The 16,489-nt window shown below is 42.7% G+C and carries 14 protein-coding genes and 3 tRNA genes; 9 read left to right on the top strand and 8 right to left on the bottom strand.

Annotated elements, in window-relative coordinates:
• Positions 1–11: 11 nt before the first annotated feature.
• Together IEY18_RS11875 and psrA are read right to left on the bottom strand one after the other, a co-directional pair.
• The gene (locus IEY18_RS11875; RefSeq protein ID WP_283103745.1) at positions 12–2,291 is read right to left on the bottom strand and encodes an acyl-CoA dehydrogenase; all 2,280 of its coding nucleotides are present in this window, start codon (positions 2,289–2,291) and stop codon (positions 12–14) included.
• Positions 2,292–2,293: 2 nt separating this feature from the next.
• Positions 2,294–2,938 carry a TetR family transcriptional repressor PsrA gene (gene psrA / locus IEY18_RS11870; RefSeq protein ID WP_188921093.1) on the bottom strand — a complete coding sequence of 215 codons (645 nt, stop codon included), beginning with the start codon at positions 2,936–2,938 and terminating at the stop codon, positions 2,294–2,296.
• Between the two features lie 223 nt (positions 2,939–3,161).
• Here psrA and IEY18_RS11865 point away from each other — a divergent pair, with 223 nt between their 5' ends.
• A complete protein-coding gene (locus IEY18_RS11865) occupies positions 3,162–5,033 on the top strand; it encodes a M2 family metallopeptidase (RefSeq protein WP_188921091.1) in 1,872 nt (623 codons plus the stop codon).
• A gap of 88 nt (positions 5,034–5,121) precedes the next feature.
• On the opposite strand, the gene smrA is transcribed toward IEY18_RS11865, so the two are convergent.
• Both smrA and IEY18_RS11855 read right to left on the bottom strand, forming a co-directional pair.
• Positions 5,122–5,709 (bottom strand): DNA endonuclease SmrA, encoded by a 588-nt coding sequence (gene smrA / locus IEY18_RS11860; protein ID WP_188921089.1) that lies wholly within the window; start codon positions 5,707–5,709, stop codon positions 5,122–5,124.
• Between the two features lie 63 nt (positions 5,710–5,772).
• Positions 5,773–7,491 carry a hydrogenase maturation protein gene (locus IEY18_RS11855; RefSeq protein WP_188921087.1) on the bottom strand — a complete coding sequence of 573 codons (1,719 nt, stop codon included), beginning with the start codon at positions 7,489–7,491 and terminating at the stop codon, positions 5,773–5,775.
• A 321-nt stretch (positions 7,492–7,812) separates the two neighbouring features.
• Here IEY18_RS11855 and IEY18_RS11850 point away from each other — a divergent pair, with 321 nt between their 5' ends.
• Together IEY18_RS11850 and IEY18_RS11845 are read left to right on the top strand one after the other, a co-directional pair.
• Positions 7,813–8,373 carry a YybH family protein gene (locus tag IEY18_RS11850; RefSeq protein ID WP_188921085.1) on the top strand — a complete coding sequence of 187 codons (561 nt, stop codon included), beginning with the start codon at positions 7,813–7,815 and terminating at the stop codon, positions 8,371–8,373.
• Positions 8,370–8,867, top strand: a complete 498-nt coding sequence (locus tag IEY18_RS11845) for a YchJ family protein (RefSeq protein ID WP_188921083.1) — start codon at positions 8,370–8,372, stop codon at positions 8,865–8,867. Before IEY18_RS11850 ends, IEY18_RS11845 begins: the two co-directional genes overlap by 4 nt.
• Before the next feature lie 184 nt (positions 8,868–9,051).
• Here the strand turns inward: IEY18_RS11845 and IEY18_RS11840 are convergent, their stop codons facing one another.
• From IEY18_RS11840 to IEY18_RS11830, 3 genes are all read right to left on the bottom strand, one after another.
• Complete coding sequence (locus IEY18_RS11840; RefSeq protein WP_188921080.1) at positions 9,052–11,211, bottom strand: sensor domain-containing phosphodiesterase; 2,160 nt, start codon at positions 11,209–11,211, stop codon at positions 9,052–9,054.
• A gap of 168 nt (positions 11,212–11,379) precedes the next feature.
• Positions 11,380–11,667: a DUF406 family protein gene (locus tag IEY18_RS11835; protein ID WP_188921078.1), complete on the bottom strand. Its 288-nt coding sequence runs from the start codon at positions 11,665–11,667 to the stop codon at positions 11,380–11,382.
• Between the two features lie 117 nt (positions 11,668–11,784).
• A complete protein-coding gene (locus IEY18_RS11830) occupies positions 11,785–12,264 on the bottom strand; it encodes a VC2046/SO_2500 family protein (RefSeq protein WP_188921076.1) in 480 nt (159 codons plus the stop codon).
• A 125-nt stretch (positions 12,265–12,389) separates the two neighbouring features.
• Here IEY18_RS11830 and IEY18_RS11825 point away from each other — a divergent pair.
• The 4 genes from IEY18_RS11825 (at position 12,390) to IEY18_RS11810 (ending at position 14,146) form a co-directional block, all read left to right on the top strand.
• Positions 12,390–12,474, top strand: a tRNA-Tyr gene (locus tag IEY18_RS11825).
• Between the two features lie 30 nt (positions 12,475–12,504).
• Positions 12,505–12,589 (top strand) — tRNA-Tyr (locus tag IEY18_RS11820).
• A 43-nt stretch (positions 12,590–12,632) separates the two neighbouring features.
• Positions 12,633–12,717 (top strand) — tRNA-Tyr (locus IEY18_RS11815).
• A gap of 373 nt (positions 12,718–13,090) precedes the next feature.
• Positions 13,091–14,146: a PLP-dependent cysteine synthase family protein gene (locus tag IEY18_RS11810; protein ID WP_188921074.1), complete on the top strand. Its 1,056-nt coding sequence runs from the start codon at positions 13,091–13,093 to the stop codon at positions 14,144–14,146.
• 11 nt (positions 14,147–14,157) lie between these two features.
• Here IEY18_RS11810 and queE read toward each other — a convergent pair whose 3' ends face one another.
• Positions 14,158–14,826: a 7-carboxy-7-deazaguanine synthase QueE gene (gene queE / locus IEY18_RS11805; protein WP_188921072.1), complete on the bottom strand. Its 669-nt coding sequence runs from the start codon at positions 14,824–14,826 to the stop codon at positions 14,158–14,160.
• Positions 14,827–14,981: 155 nt separating this feature from the next.
• Between queE and queC the strand changes: the two genes are divergently transcribed.
• Both queC and rrtA read left to right on the top strand, forming a co-directional pair.
• Complete coding sequence (gene queC / locus IEY18_RS11800) at positions 14,982–15,677, top strand: 7-cyano-7-deazaguanine synthase QueC (RefSeq protein WP_188921070.1); 696 nt, start codon at positions 14,982–14,984, stop codon at positions 15,675–15,677.
• A gap of 4 nt (positions 15,678–15,681) precedes the next feature.
• Positions 15,682–16,287, top strand: coding sequence for a rhombosortase (rrtA, locus tag IEY18_RS11795; RefSeq protein ID WP_229779845.1), 606 nt, complete (start codon positions 15,682–15,684; stop codon positions 16,285–16,287).
• Positions 16,288–16,489: the final 202 nt, after the last annotated feature.

The following is a 16,489-nucleotide window of genomic DNA, read 5'->3' as shown; positions in this document are numbered from 1 at the left end:
ATGATATATTGTTACTTTAACTTCTCAAAATCATCAACTAAAACAGCTTCTTTGCGCAGTGCTTCGGCCTGTAAGAGTTGTTCAAGCTCTGCTTGATCGATAAGTTTCAAATCTAACGCAGCGTTATACAAATCAGTAGTCACCATTTTGGATGCGAGACGCCCCTGCTTCTGCGCTTCTTTAATTTTTTGTTGAATGTGGCGACATTTATATTGTGCAATGAACGCGTTTTCAACTTCAGCAATCCCTCCTTTATCTCCGTCAAATTCAGGACAAAGATGAGTTAAGCGGTCACGTGTCGGTCCTGGTTTCAACATTGATTTAACAACGCTTGTCACGCTGTTATCACAAGGCTTTTTGAAATGATTCCCAAGTGGGAATACTAAAACGCGCAATAACAATTTCACGGCTTTATTTGGGAAATTGCGAATCGTTTCTTGCAATGCTTGCGCAGCCAAGTGCAATCGAGTCTCCATGACATGTTTAACAATTGGCAGCTCTTCCAGTTGATGCCCATTATCTTCAAAATGCTTTAATGTGGCAGAGCCTAAATATAGCTGACTGAGTACATCACCCATTCGAGCGGAAAGCATCTCTTTTCTTTTCAGATCTCCACCCAACATCAGCATTGAAGTATCGGTCAGCAATGCAAGCGCTGCCGAAAAACGAGTCATATGTCGATAATAACTTTGCGTTTCGCCAGCCACGGGAGTGCTGACAAATCGGCTCCCGGTCAATGCATTCAAGAAAGCACTCAACGCATTTCTAGCCGCATACCCAATATGACCGACCAGTAAATCGTCAAACCGTTCTAGACCGCGTTGTTCATCAGTCATTCCAGCAGCTTCCATTTCTGCCAAGACATAAGGATGACATCGAGTCGCGCCTTGTCCAAAAATCATTAAACTACGGGTTAAAATATTTGCACCTTCGACCGTAATTGAAATGGGAAGCGCTTGATAGCCATACCCTAAATAGTTTTTCGGCCCAAGCTGTATGCCCTTACCCGACTGAATATCCATGGCATCGTTGACTACATCACGACCAAGCTCAGTCATATGGTATTTTGCAATGGCTGTTACAACTGACGGTTTCACCTTTAAGTCTATGCCTGTCGTCGTCAAACGGCGAGCGGCTTCAAGCTGGTATGTATTCGCAATAATCCGAGCGAGCGCTTCTTGTACACCTTCAAAGTTAGCAATTGATAACCCAAATTGTTTGCGAACATAGCCATAAGCCGTTGTGGTTTTCGTCGCAACATGGCCAGATGCAGTCGCTAATGCTGGGAGTGAAATTCCGCGGCCAGCAGATAAGCATTCAACAAGCATTCTCCAGCCTTTACCGGCATATTGTGACCCACCAATGATCCAATCAAGAGGAATGAATACATCCTTACCTTTTGTCGTCCCGTTCATAAAGGCCATGTTCAATGGGTTATGACGTCGACCTATTTCAACACCATCATGAGCCGTTGGGATCAGTGCACAGGTAATACCCAGCTCAACTTTATCTCCAAGTAAGCCGTCAGGGTCTCTCATTTGAAAAGCTAACCCGAGTACAGTCGCAACTGGCGCAAGAGTAATATAGCGTTTATCCCAAGTTAGTTTTAATCCGAGTACCTCTTCCCCTTCGTAATCTTGTTTGCAAACCACGCCGATGTCTGGAATCGCGCCAGCGTCCGAACCCGCTTCAGGCCCAGTCAAAGCAAAGCATGGAATTTCCTCACCGGACGCCAATGCAGGTAACCAACGTTCTCTTTGCTCTTGGGTGCCGTAATGGGTAAGAAGCTCACCAGGCCCCAAAGAATTTGGCACCATAACCGTGACTGCTGCTGTAACACTGCGACTACCAAGCATACTGACGATGGTTGAATTCGCATACGCAGAAAACTCTTTACCGCCATACTTCTTCGGAATGATAAGCGCAAAAAAGCCCTTGCTTTTAAAGTACTTCCATAACTTGGGAGGCAAATCTTTACGCTTTTGATTGATATCGTAATCATCAATCATCGTTAAAGCAGTCATCACTTCATTATCGATGAAATCTTTCTCTTCCTCGGTTAAAGCAGGTTTGCCATAGGCATGAAGTGTTTCCCATTTTGGCTTCCCCTTAAACAGCTCAGCTTCCCACCATACATCCCCTGCTTCCATTGCTTCCTTCTCTGTACTAGATAATGGCGGAAGCACTTTTTTGAAAAACTTAAATATCGGCTGAGTAATGAGTTGCATTCGAATACTGCGGACTGTAAATATCACAACCACACACAGCAATAGTACTAAGAAAATAGTCATAATCACTCCAGGATTGCGTTCGGAGCAGGCACACTAACACCCGCAGCAATATAAGGGATAACTTTACGGATAACAGCTTCAATATCATTATGTTCATCAAAATCTGCAGCAGCAATTTCATTTAGTGCATCAGCCGATGCCATTGTGAATACCACGGTGCCGAGTGTGAAATGTAATCGCCAAAAAATATCTACTTGGGGTACGTGGGGAACACACGATGCTACGGCTTTGACAAAGAAGTCGAGGTGTCCACCATAATGGGTTGTAATAAACCAGCGCAGGTGGCCTTGGCTTTCGATATAACCTCGCCCTAACAGTTGTAAGAATACCGTCGTACCATCAGCTCTTAGTTTATTCAACTCGAGTAATGGCTGAACAAGGGCACCAAAGATATCGTCCATTGTCTGCCCGTTTTTAGGCATATCAGCAATAGCCCTTTGCGCTGACGGCATAAAAACGTCTAGGTACCGAGCCAATACTGCACGAATAAGCTCCTTTTTAGAGCCATAGTGATAATTTACTGAAGCAAGGTTCACTTCAGCTTTACTGGTTATGAGTCGTAACGATGTTTCTGAAAACCCTCTTTCAGCAAACAGTTTCTCAGCTGCGTCCAATATTCTAGTTTTTGTATCTGAGCGGCTAGCCATCTGTCACCCTATATATTAGTTTGATTAAAACACTCGTTTAAATTAAACGTTACACTAAATGATGTCAAACCAAATCCGTTACAAGTGTAAGACGAATCAGCTAAGTACCCTTTATTGTGAGTTCCGTTCTCTTATACTGCGTCCCGTTTGTAACCTAGCGAAAGATTACAAGTGAACACAATTCATTTAGAATGCCTGCGTCAACAAACCAAGGAATGTTTTCATGAAAACAATAACTACAGCGCCAAAAAAATTGGCGGTCATCGTTGCACTATCAGTCGCAGTATCTGCGTGCGGTAATGAGGAAGCAACACAAGTCACCAAGCCTCAACCTTTAAAGTCAGCAGTTGAAACGCAAATACCAAAAACCAAGGATGATGCCTTGGCATTTATCAATAATGCCGAAAAAGAGTTAGCGCAATTATCGATTGAAGCCAATCGAGCAGAATGGATTTATAGCAATTTTATTACCGAAGACACTGCAAGTTTAGCAGCGTCTGTTGGCGAAAAAGTGACTGCTGCCTCAGTAAAGCTTGCCACGGAAGCCTCTCAGTATGCGCACCTCAAATTGGACCCAATTAACGCACGAAAACTCGACAAACTAAGAAGTTCATTAGTATTACCAGCGCCACTTGATCCAGTAAAGAACGCAGAACTCGCGAGTATCAGTGCCGATCTAAACGGACTTTATGGCAAAGGAAAGCTTTGCCGCGAAGATGGGAAGTGCCTAACACTGCCCGAACTTTCCGCAATTATGGCGAAATCAAAAGATCCGCAGGAACTCTTAAGCGTTTGGCAAGGCTGGCGTGAAATATCCAAACCAATGCGACCACTGTTTAAAAGAGAAGTTGAACTTGCCAATGAAGGCGCCAAAGATCTTGGCTACGAAAATCTTTCAGAGTTATGGCGCAGCCAATACGACATGGATCCCGATGCTTTTTCTACAGAGCTAGACCGTCTGTGGGGCCAAGTTAAACCATTATACGACTCGTTGCATTGCTATGTTCGTGGTGAACTCAATGAAGAATATGGTGATGAAATTGCCCCCAATCAAGGCACCATCCCAGCGCACTTATTAGGAAATATGTGGGCACAAAGCTGGGGAAATATATACGAGACCGTTGCTCCAGAAAACGGTGACCCTGGATATGACGTGACTCAACTGCTTGCTGAACATCAATACGATGAGAAAAAGATGGTCAAGCAAGCAGAAGGCTTCTTTACTTCTCTTGGCTTTGAACCACTCCCAGAAACATTCTGGACAAGGTCATTGTTTATACAACCTCAAGACCGCGACGTTGTTTGCCATGCGTCAGCCTGGGATCTAGATAATGCCGATGATATTCGCATTAAAATGTGTATTCAAAAAACAGCAGAAGAGTTTACCGTCATTCATCATGAACTTGGCCATAACTTCTACCAACGAGCTTATAAAAACCAGCCATTTATCTTTAAAAACAGCGCCAATGACGGTTTTCATGAAGCCATTGGTGATGTTGTCGCTTTGTCGATCACACCAAAATATTTAAAGAGAATTGGTTTACTCGAGCAGGTTCCTGATGCCTCGAAGGACATCGGGTTACTAATGAAGCAAGCACTCGACAAGGTGGCCTTTTTACCGTTTGGCTTGATGATTGACCAATGGCGGTGGAAAGTGTTCAGCGGCGAAATTTCGCCAGAGCAATATAACCAAGCATGGTGGGAACTAAGGGAAAAATATCAGGGTGTGAGTGCTCCAGTCGCTCGTAGCGAGACTGACTTTGACCCCGGTGCAAAATATCATGTACCCGGCAATGTACCTTACACTCGATACTTCCTTGCACATATTCTTCAGTTCCAATTCCACAAATCTTTGTGTGATATTGCAGGCGACACAGGTCCTGTACATCGTTGCAGCATTTATGGGAATAAAGAAGCGGGAGCCAAATTGAATACGATGCTAGAAATGGGCGCAAGCCAGCCTTGGCCAGAGGCTCTAGCCACGGTTACCGGCACGAAAGAAATGGATGCCAAAGCTGTTCTTGACTATTTCGAGCCGTTGCAAAAGTGGTTAGATGAGCAAAACACGGTTGCCAATCGCCAATGTGGTTGGTAGAGCAGTAAGCAGGTAGCACAATTAAAGACGCAAAAAGCCCGGTACAATCCGGGCTTTTTTATCGTGGTCTTTTCATTATCACTAAAACTCAGCGAAAGCCAACACCCTTGTGGTTCTGCTCGCGCGTATCAATTTTTGATTGCGCTGATTTGGCTAACATGACATAAACTGCGCCGGTTCCGCCGTGTTGTCGAAGCGCAGAATGTACAGCAAGAACTTCTTCCATTTCGCTCAACCAATGACAAACAAAAGACTTCAGCACCCCAGGGAAAGGCTGACTTTTATAACCTTTACCATGAATAATATAGGCACAACGTTGCCCCAATTCACTCATATTCAGAATATAGTCTATGACCGCTGCTCTGGCTTGTTTCACTTTATAGCCATGAACATCTAATTGCGTTTCAAACTTATAGTGACCATTTTTTAAATTACGAAACACGGCACCCTGCACGCCTTGCTCTTGATAGGCAAATATTGCATCCGGCTCTACCGGTTTTATCATACCAATGTCGGTAGTTAACTTAGCTAGGTATTCACTTTCTTGAGCCTGTGCACGGCGTTGCTCAAGATTTCCGTCAAGTTGATTTCGATGAATATCGGGCTGCAATTCATCTGCTTTCAATGGTTTTACGTCAGCCATTTCATTTAAAAATAGATTCAGCTCATCATGCATAACAACCTCCCTATAACTCACGCTGTGACCTTTTCCTAACGGACGATGCAGACCGAAATTTTACTAGGCGAGTTTCTTAACTTGACTTAATTCTACCCCAAAAACTTTACGTAAATGGGCAGGCAAACGACCACAGCTTCGCTTAAAAACAAAACTTTGCCTAGCTTCATGATATTCAGCACTTGCAAAACATTGCTTCATTTCTTTGAGTTCTTCATTTCGATATTGCTGTAAAGGCTTTGCTGCCTCATCTTTAGCGCGGTCTAGTTTTTTATTTTGCAAACGAGTATCAAAACAAAGGCTGTCTAACCATTCTGCCAAATGAGCCGCAACGCGGCCTTCGAACTTTTCATAACTGCTATCAAGGTAGGCGTCAATCAAGTTTATCGCTTGCGCCCTTACCGCGCCAATTGGCAAACATTCTGTCGTCAACGCTTTGGCCAAACTTTGCCCAACGCGTTTTGGTAAGCTGTAGGTCCAATACTCTGAACCATATAAGCCCATAGATTGATAATGAGGATTCATCATCACCGATTTTCTTGCTACGACATGGTCACAAGCCAATGCCATCATTACGCCGCCAGCCCCAGCATTGCTTCCAAGAGCCGCAATTGTTAATTGCTTCTGGTTGGTCAAAATCGCTTCTACAATATCATTAATCGCATTGATATTTTTCCAAGATTCTGCAGCAGGATCCGCAGCGGCCTCAATGTGGTTCAGATGAATACCGTTCGACCAAAATTCACGACCGCCGGTGAGTACGATTAGTTTGACATCCGTTAAGCTAACTTGCTGATAGGCAGCTAAGAGACGACGGCACTGCTGAGTCCCCATCGCACCATTGTGGAAATTGAACTGCAAATAGCCAATATCACCTTCCCTACGGTATTGAAGTTCTTCGAACCCCATTAAATCAAATGCCGAATTCGCAGCTAAGTCAAAATTAAGCGCTCCACTGAGGTGCCCCTTTAGTACCCATGCCGCGGGTAACTTAAAATATGGGTCGCCCACTTGTTTTAAATGGCCGATCCATATCGCACCGTCAATTGTACTCAAAGCAATCGCACCATTGGATTGTGCAACAAGTTGTTTGGGTTCGCGTGTGGTGACAGTTTCCATAACAGAAGCATTGAAAAGTGACACTTCAATACCAAAAAGATTATCTCGTACCCCTGGAAAGCTATCTGCCGCGTTGATTTTCCTGACGATGGTTAACGCATTATCCCGCTGCCAATCGATTGCTCTATCATGCTGCTTCATCAAAGGTTGCAACCGACCAATAATTGAAGGGCTAGAATAGTCTAGAGGTTGAGGCTCATAGCTTTGTTGAAAGCACTGGTCGATGACTTGATCGACACACTGAATTGCAGCCTGTGTGACTTCATCTCGGTACAAGCTAGCTTTTGTAGTCAATCGTGTTTCAAACTCGAAGCTCGCCCAAATCGCACCAGCATCCATTTCTTGGTCAGCTTGCAAAGCAGTCATTCCCCATAGCGGTTGCGACTGCATCAATGCCCAGTCGATTGCAGACGGACCGCGATCTCCCTTAATTCCTGGGTGCAAAATGATACATAAATATTTTTGCCATATATCATTGGGGATTCGTTGTTTTAAGAAAGGACATAAAATAAGGTCTGGGTCAAAAGCACAAACATCTTCACGCAACGTTTCATCATTACCTGCAAATGCAAGCTTAATACTATGACACTCTTTTTGAATTAAGGATTCAAAAACGGCTTGAGATAGGCCGTTAAACGACGTCATTAGTATTAGAATTTTCATGGCACACCTAGAAAGCAGAGAAAAAAAGTATCTACGACCCTTCCTTTGTCTCGTTGTCACCACGTGAACAATGCATATTCGACAACCTAGCTTTCCTTGTTTACAAGTCAATAAACCACATATTACATACATATAAAATATATCTTTATAGTAAATTTTTAGTTTGTGATATTCTCTCGATAAGCCACACAAATTTTGTGAACTGAAATGGGTTCTAGATGAAATCCGTTAGCTGACACAGTTTGTAAAGATCTAAATCTTTAGTTCCTTAAAGCCATCAATTATAGTTAATTCTAATATTATCAAATGAAGTCTGTTTCGATGCGCCAGCTGTTTTTTATCCTTATAATTGTTGCCAGCCTTGGATTTACCGCGACAACCCATGCAGACAATGCCAATGTTCACGATGAACTAAACAAAACTTACCAAAGATTTGCGGATGCGTTTAGTCAACTAGATATCGGATTGGTCGAAGACGTCTATGCAGAGAATGCTTGTTATATACCGGCAGGCCAAAGCAATGAAATCACCCACGGTCGACAAAAAATCATTTCAATATATGAAACTTTTTTTGGAAAAATTAAGCATAAGAATGCCAAAATTGAAGTCGACTTTAGAGTGATTAACCGTAAAATTGACGGCAATAGTGCTACCGATGTTGGCTATTATCTCATTCGCTTCCATCCAGCCAAAGAAACCGAAGAGCCCATTAGCGAGTTTGCAGGCAAATTCGTGACGGTCTCAAGCCAAAATAGCGATGGCAAATGGTACCTTACTGTCGATACCAACAACAAAGCGGAACCAAGCTTCTACCAACAGGCTGAGCCAACAAACCAAGCCTATTTTGGTAAGCAGTTCGACCCGATCCCAAGCCACAAATGACAACAAAAAACACACAGACACATACTTGCCCATGTGACCCACAAAACAGTTACCAACTCTGTTGCCAACCGTTGCACCTTAATGAAACAGCCGCGAAATCCCCAGAGCAACTGATGCGTTCGCGCTATAGTGCATTTGTAAAACAAGAATACGACTATTTAATAGCAACCCATCACCCACGTTATTTGAACGGTTTAACTGCGAACGATTTAGCACATGGGGCACCTCAGCAATGGATCGGTCTACAAATTATTGCCGCACCAACACAGCAAAACAATCAGGGGCAAGTAACCTTTAAAGCGTGGTATAAAACAGCGGATTCATCTAAAGCTCGTTTCGATGCAATCTTTGAATGTTCTGATTTTATTTTAGAAAATGGATTCTGGTTTTATACGCAAGGCGTACAATTTGATTGCCCAATGCCCGAACGAAACCAGCACTGTATTTGCCAAAGCGGAAAAAAATATAAGAAGTGCTGTCTAGCGACTTTGTAGTCGGTATCTAATCAAATCCATCTAGAAGCCGTTTACAACGAAATGAATCAAAACATTACGGTGACTCACACAAAGCATTTATTCCCATCAGTATTTATCACGCATAAACGAGTGACATTATCGTTAAAACACAAATAGTTAAGAGCGCCCGCAAAAGACTGGATAACCCACAAATGCTGTACCATCATTTATTTTGAATGAAGTTTTCAAAATCTGCTTGGCGTATCGCAGGGCTATAAAGGTATCCTTGGGCATGATGACAACGATGACTTGCGAGAAAATCCTCTTGTTCACGCGTTTCAACACCCTCAGCGGTTAATGAAATATTTAATGCTGAAGCCATAGCAATAATTGCACTAACGATTTCCTGGCTTTCGCGACTAACCGTGAGATCAGAAATAAATGAGCGGTCAATTTTCAATTTGCTAATTGGGAATTGTTTTAAATAGCGCATCGAACTATAGCCGGTTCCAAAGTCATCAATTGCCAAACCTACACCTAAATCCGCGAGTTCATGGCATAAATTCGTTGCCGATTTAATGTCTTCCATCAACTCTGTTTCTGTGATTTCTAGAATAAGAGTGTTTGGCTTTAACCGGTAGCGCGTTAACAATTGCCAAACTTGCTCAAATAAGTTGCCAGAAAAAAATTGGCGAGCAGAAACATTCACATGCATCACCAAGCCAGACTGTTGATGCTGCCACAAATTTAGCTGGCGACAAGCGGCTTCTAACACCCAGCTACCAATAGCGTTTATTTGCCCTGTTTGCTCTGCTATATCGATAAAAGAGCCTGGATAAAGCACCCCTCTTTTAGGATGATGCCAGCGAATTAGTGCCTCGGCACCGATAAAAGTGTTCGACTGTAAATCTTTCAAAGGCTGATAATAAAGCTCTAATTGTCGCCCTTTAATTGCTGTTTGCAGATCCCGTTCAATCTGTGCATTTTCTTTAAAAGTATTCAGCAGTTGTCGGGTAAAAAATTGTATCGGTCTGCCAACTTTAGTTTTGGCCTGCTGCAATGCAATATCGGCACACGTCATTGGTGCAACTAACTCCGCAACTGACGCAACATTAACGACCGCAATCGATGGTTTAGGGTGAATTTGCTCGCGCCCAATGAGAACTGGTGCGATCAAAGTTTGATATAAACGATTAACCAGCAATTCAGTTTCTAGATCTTCAAATGGGTGATGAAGTAACACTGCAAACTCATCACTTCCGACACGCGCTATTTCTGCATTTTGTCCAAACCAATTAAAATGAGTGAGTCGTCGAGCCAGCTCAACCAGTAGTGCATCGCCTTGTCGATGACCATAAGTATCGTTAAATCGCTTAAAACCGATCAGATCGATAGAAAAGAGTTGGCCCTCTTTTGTTTTCTCAAGCACTCGATTGAATCGAGTTCGGTTACACAAACCTGTTAGGTTACACTTCCAGGCAAGCGTTTCGAGTTCCTGTTGATGATTATGCTGCTCAGTACAATCTTCTCCTGTCATCAGCACATAGTGATTACCGCGGTCCGTCACAAACGGGCTTGCATGATATTTAAGCCAATAATCTGCGCCGTCATAGCGTTGCAGCTTTGCCTCTCCTCGAGTTGACTCCCCCCTAAGCAGGTTGGCCATGGCACGACTTGCAGCTTTAGGGTGCTGTTTAAAAAAGTCTAGTGCTGAGATAGGCTTATTAATGATTTTTTCTTTGGCAACACCAGTGATTTTATTGTGTGCTGCATTAACATATTCGACAGTTTCTGAATGTAGGTTAACGAGCATGGTGATATGGTCAGCCTGTTCCGCTGAGCTTTTAAACAAACTCAACTGCTCTTCTTTGCTATAGGCTTCCCGTGTAGCGATTGTCAAAGCCAATTGATCTGCAACCTGGCTAGCCAATTGGATTTCTTTGTCACACCAATCAGTAAGATAGTGTTCGCGCTCTATACAGAGAACACCTTCGAGATGGCCGTTAATCCGAATTGCAATATCTAATGACGAAGCGATTGAATTGGGTTTGAAGTAGCTTTCAACGAGTTCATCGAGACGAGGATCGCTAAGGCAGCTGTTCGCAGCAATAATTCGGCTGATTTTTAGTTCATGGCAATATTTATTGAGTGCGCTGATGTGGACTGGACGACACAAACCTGTTGACGGCTGATTGCCAAATTGCGCCACTTGATACTGAAGGGTTTGGTCTTGGGAAAATGACCAGATACTGACTTGCGAGACCGCCAGGTGTTCAAATAGTAACTCTGATGCTAATTCAGCGGTTTGAGTATAATCACCCTGCTGTTTTGCGTCGGAATTGACTATCGACTCAATGACCGATTGATTATTAAACGTTTCCACTTCAATACCTTCCAGTGTGATCTGATAGCCGATCAACCCAATACATATACCACCGGAGTGTATTTATGCCTCAAATTTAAAATAACTCATTAACCACACTCTCAGGGCTAATGAGTTATCCTTCAAAAATGCATAAACAACAGAAATTGTAATCTCAGTTATACAGTTCTATAGATTGTTTTGCATTTGGAAAATCATTTTTTCAGCACTGAAGCCAAAATCCAGCTTAAGAAGGATTTTATCTTCTAGTTTCTCGATTGATGAAGTCACACCATCAAATTTCTTCAATGCCAAATTTACTAATTCTTCTGCCTTTTGCTCTGCAGTTTCACCAAATAGCTCAACTTCAAGCAATGTATCGTTCTCTTCAATCACCGCACCAATATCGGCGAAGCTTCCACAATCCGTACATGTGTCATTAACGTTTGGTGACTGACTTTCTCTAATTGATTTCATGGTAATTCCTAAATGCAAAGTGCTCGTTGAAAAATCAATTATAGGTAAGTCGCCTGCAAAGCTCTATGTCGAAGCTCACGATTATGACTTATGATAAAAATTAAGCGTTTAGTATGGCTAAACTGCAATTTCAAATTGACGCTGTTTCGAAAGTTGTTCCGACAAATGCTCGGTGTCTGTGAGCGGCGTTTGTATTTGCTTAAGGTGTCTTAGTTTAGTGACCGCATCGCAATTGCTTAGCACTTGATTCATCGACATGGATTGTTGACCACGGATCACCAGCGCTTCGGGCTTCATTGCTTGATGTAATCGAAAACTACAGCTCCCTTCTTGTATGAAAAGCTGCGAATGATCCGTCGGGTCGTGATCCGAGTTTAAAACTTCGATTAAGGCCTGTTGATGACCAAGTTGGAACTGTTTTCTAAGGCGCTTTGTTTCATCAGTTTCATTATCTAATTGAAACTGTGACATATCTCGAGCATCAATCGACAGCATAGATAACAACAAGCCAAATTCACCACGGCGATTATTTTCTATCGCATGGTTTAGGCGTCTGCCTAATTGTGACTCATTGATTAATTGAACATCGATTTGCATAAAAAAACGTCATAAAAACAGTTCGTTGTTATTTAATCGACCTGTCAGTAAATAACTTTAGATATTTTTTAACGATTGGGCTTTACAAGCAAAATTTTTCTGACTACTATTGCCGCCGCAATTGAGGAGGGGTTCCCGAGTGGCCAAAGGGATCAGACTGTAAATCTGACGGCTCAGCCTTCGAAGGTTCGAATCCTTCTCCCTCCACCATTTGCGTACAATTAGATTAAAGATATTCGCGGAGGGGTTCCCGAGTGGCCAAAGGGATCAGACTGTAAATCTGACGGCTCAGCCTTCGAAGGTTCGAATCCTTCTCCCTCCACCATTCTTTATTCCAACTGTTGGTACATCTAAAGCAACATCCCCGTGGAGGGGTTCCCGAGTGGCCAAAGGGATCAGACTGTAAATCTGACGGCTCAGCCTTCGAAGGTTCGAATCCTTCTCCCTCCACCATTTCCTTTTTTAAGCCTCTGCACTTCATATACCTTTAAGCCACTGCACTTCATAAACTCATGCGTGGTTCCTCGTGGTATGTTTTTGCTATTTCGACTAACGACTGGTTCCACTGACGACATCAGCAGTGCAGATCGAACTGTTGACAACTATCCCAACATTAGTTGTCATTGAGCCCAAAGTTATTCACTTTAAAACCCACAAATATACTCACAAGCCCACCTTGAGCATGCAAAGACGCTATCGCAAGCATCAATATATTTGATAGCAAGTGAAAATAATCTTCCGTAATAGCTTGATACATATTGGCATTGGGTTGTCGTTTTTGTATCTGGTATATTCCGTTTGGTTATTATATATAATTTGGTGTGCTATGAATCAACTTTGGGTCAATCAAGCAATTGCAAAAATAAGTGCTGACTTTCAGCGGAGTGCTGATACGCATTTGATTCCACTCGACATACCCTCTTTAAAAAACATAACCATATATCTAAAAGATGAGAGCACACATCCAACAGGCAGCTTAAAACACCGTCTTGCAAGGTCTCTGTTTTTGTACGGCTTATGTAACGGCTGGATCCAGCAAGACATGCCGATTATTGAGTCATCTTCTGGAAGCACTGCTGTATCAGAAGCATATTTTGCCAGACTAATTGGTTTGCCTTTTATTGCTGTGATGCCAGAAACCACCGCGAAAAGAAAAATCGAACAAATCGAGTTTTATGGGGGGCAATGTCATTTTGTAAAGCATGGTTATGAGATGAACCAAGAAGCGAAACGATTAGCAAACCAGCTCAATGGGCATTTTATTGATCAATTTACTTTTGCTGAGCGCGCTACCGACTGGCGAGGAAATAACAACATCGCCAATAGCATCTTCCAACAAATGGAAAAAGAAGCCCACCCTATCCCATCATGGATTGTCATGAGCCCTGGAACAGGTGGTACGTCAGCCACCATTGGCCGCTACATTCGTTACCAACAACTAAACACACAATTATGCGTTGTTGACCCAGAAAACTCAGTTTTCTATGACTATTTTAAAACCGGTCAAACAGAATTGACTTGCGAAAAAAATAGCCTAATCGAAGGGATCGGTCGTCCTGTTGTTGAGCCCTCTTTTATTGCCGGTGTGGTCGATAGAATGGAAAAAGTACCAGATACTGCATCTATTGCAACAATGCTTTGGCTCGAGAGCTTACTAGGCCGCAAAGCAGGTCCATCAACTGGCACAAACTTATATGGCGCACTGTTAATCGCAAAAGAAATGGAACAAATGAAAAAGGCGGGCTCTATCGTCACGCTACTATGTGATTCGGGAGAACGTTACCTTGACACCTACTACAATCCCGAATGGGTCCAAAGTCATATTGGTCATCATCAACAACACAGTCAGTTTCTTGAGCAATTCTCTCGGGCGAAAACTTAAAATAGCGTTGGTTAATCGATATCTAAATATTTATGGGTTTGTATCGATAAACGCCAGTTTCTCTCAATACAAATTCGCATCGCCATATCGGTAGCTCGGGGCTTTTGACTAATTGGTTGTAGACAGATCACTTTAGACTGGCAATCAATACTCTCGAGTAATTGATCAAGTTGTTCGACGTGCTTTTCTGTCGCAACAGGGTGTTTAATCTCATCCGCTCTGTTCAAAGCTTGTTCCAGCACAGGATATCCGCCCTTCATCTCAATTTTTGGAGAAACGGTCACCCAACACTCATCAGAGCAAATCACCTCAAATGTACCACTTGTTTCAATCTGCGTTCGGTAACCGCGCGCTTCTAATTGAGTCGTCAATTCAGATAAATCATGGATACAAGGCTCTCCGCCGGTAATGACGACATGTTTTGCACTAAAACCTTGCTCAACAAACGCTGCAATCAAGGTTTCCGCGCTATGATTTGCCCATCGCCCAACGGAACCATCAACTTGAATAACCTGATTCGGTTCAACTCGCTTATCCGCTAGAACCTCCCAAGTTTGTTGCGTATCACACCAACTGCACCCGACAGGGCAACCTTGTAACCTTACAAAAATTGCAGGGACGCCCGTGAAATAACCTTCACCTTGGATGGTTTCAAATACTTCATTAACTGGGTACAACATACCATAGCCTCTCAACAGATAGGCCGGCATTTATAGTGGAATCGCAATAAAAACGCAAGATAAAGCAGAGTCACAGCTTGAGTTTATTGTGTCCGCTAGGCATTCGATAAACGCTCAGGTAAAATACATCCACCTAACTTAAAACAGAATATCCAATGTCAACAGCGGTCGTCGTATTTAGTGGTGGTCAAGACTCTACCACCTGTCTAATCCAAGCTTTACAAGATTTTGATACTGTTCATGCCATTACATTTGATTATGGACAGCGTCATTCACAAGAAATTGAAGTTGCCAAATCACTGGCGAGCCAGTTAAACGTCGCAAGTCATAAAGTCATGGATGTATCTTTACTCAATGAACTTGCTATTTCGGCTTTAACGAGAGACGCAATCTCGGTATCCCATGAACTCATGGATAATGGTTTGCCCAATACCTTTGTTCCCGGTCGTAACATCCTATTTTTAACCTTAGCAGGCATCTATGCATATCAGGTTGGTGCAAGCGTCATCATTACCGGCGTGTGTGAAACTGATTTTTCTGGGTACCCAGATTGCCGCAATGATTTTATTAAGGCAATGCAATCTGCTCTTGTACAAGGTATGGACAAAGCTTTAGAAATAAATACACCGTTAATGTGGCTAAATAAAGCTCAAACATGGGCCTTGGCCGACAAGTATCATAGTTTAGCGCTGATCAGAGATCATACATTAACCTGCTACAACGGAATCATAGGCCCAGGCTGCGGTGATTGCCCTTCTTGTGAATTGCGCCAGAACGGCTTGGAAGAATATCTGCACCAGCCTGAAAAAATCATGGCTGATCTGGAAGAAAAACTCACTGCGAATGAATAAAACAGTGACCAAGCAACCTCAAGAACAGCCAAAACCGCTTGCCCCTTCGGGAACACTGGGGTTTATCGTTGGGCTGTCAATTATATGCCTTGTTTTGCATTTTCTTCCTTTCACTGAACTTGCAGAATACCAACGAGAAAAAATTCAACAGCAACAGTGGTGGCGGCTGGTCACTGGCAACTTGTTACATACCAATACATATCATTTAGTAATGAATATAGCTGGATTATGGGTCATCTATTTACTTCATAGTATGCATTATCAAATCAAGGGGTTGATGTTGCTTTTTGCTGGCCTTTTCTTCGGTGAAGGCTTAGGGCTTTTTTGGTTTTACCCAGATCTTCTTGCCTATGTCGGACTTAGTGGTGTTCTACATGGCTTATTAGCATTTGGTTCAATTCAAGATTGTTTAGCTGGGATCAAGCAAGGCTATTTATTACTTGCTGGAATTGTCGCCAAAGTCGTTTTTGAGCAAACCTATGGCGCAACACCGAGCCTAGAGGCTTTAATCAGTGCCAGGGTATCCACAGAGTCTCATTTAGTAGGACTCGCTACTGGACTTATATTCGCGGTGTTTTGGACTTGTGTGAAAAAGATTAAATCACGCTAAAATCTAAGCAATACAAAATCGTATTCGTATATTTTTCGCACATAATAATCAGAACAAAAAGTTGTATAGCGCGAACTTATTTCGCTTGGACAACTTTGACAACTTGAACAAATTGTATCGTTAGCCCAGCCATACCCCGCCCCAATTCCTGCGCAAAACAGATCTCACTTTGATTTCCCAACGTCTTTCAATAAAAAATCCA

This window comes from Shewanella gelidii, from assembly GCF_014647855.1.
Taxonomy (GTDB): domain Bacteria; phylum Pseudomonadota; class Gammaproteobacteria; order Enterobacterales; family Shewanellaceae; genus Shewanella; species Shewanella gelidii.
The sequence above is the reverse complement of the archived record's forward strand: the minus strand, read 5'-3'. Positions and strand labels throughout refer to the sequence as shown.

Coding starts and splice junctions, on each gene's coding strand:
- IEY18_RS11835 (WP_188921078.1), bottom strand. CDS start 11,667: ATGAAATCAATTAGAGAAAGTCAGTCACCAAACGTTAATGACACATGT.
- IEY18_RS11810 (WP_188921074.1), top strand. CDS start 13,091: ATGAATCAACTTTGGGTCAATCAAGCAATTGCAAAAATAAGTGCTGAC.
- IEY18_RS11830 (WP_188921076.1), bottom strand. CDS start 12,264: ATGCAAATCGATGTTCAATTAATCAATGAGTCACAATTAGGCAGACGC.
- smrA (WP_188921089.1), bottom strand. CDS start 5,709: ATGCATGATGAGCTGAATCTATTTTTAAATGAAATGGCTGACGTAAAA.
- queC (WP_188921070.1), top strand. CDS start 14,982: ATGTCAACAGCGGTCGTCGTATTTAGTGGTGGTCAAGACTCTACCACC.
- psrA (WP_188921093.1), bottom strand. CDS start 2,938: ATGGCTAGCCGCTCAGATACAAAAACTAGAATATTGGACGCAGCTGAG.
- queE (WP_188921072.1), bottom strand. CDS start 14,826: ATGTTGTACCCAGTTAATGAAGTATTTGAAACCATCCAAGGTGAAGGT.
- IEY18_RS11855 (WP_188921087.1), bottom strand. CDS start 7,491: ATGAAAATTCTAATACTAATGACGTCGTTTAACGGCCTATCTCAAGCC.
- IEY18_RS11845 (WP_188921083.1), top strand. CDS start 8,370: ATGACAACAAAAAACACACAGACACATACTTGCCCATGTGACCCACAA.
- IEY18_RS11875 (WP_283103745.1), bottom strand. CDS start 2,291: ATGACTATTTTCTTAGTACTATTGCTGTGTGTGGTTGTGATATTTACA.
- IEY18_RS11850 (WP_188921085.1), top strand. CDS start 7,813: ATGCGCCAGCTGTTTTTTATCCTTATAATTGTTGCCAGCCTTGGATTT.
- IEY18_RS11865 (WP_188921091.1), top strand. CDS start 3,162: ATGAAAACAATAACTACAGCGCCAAAAAAATTGGCGGTCATCGTTGCA.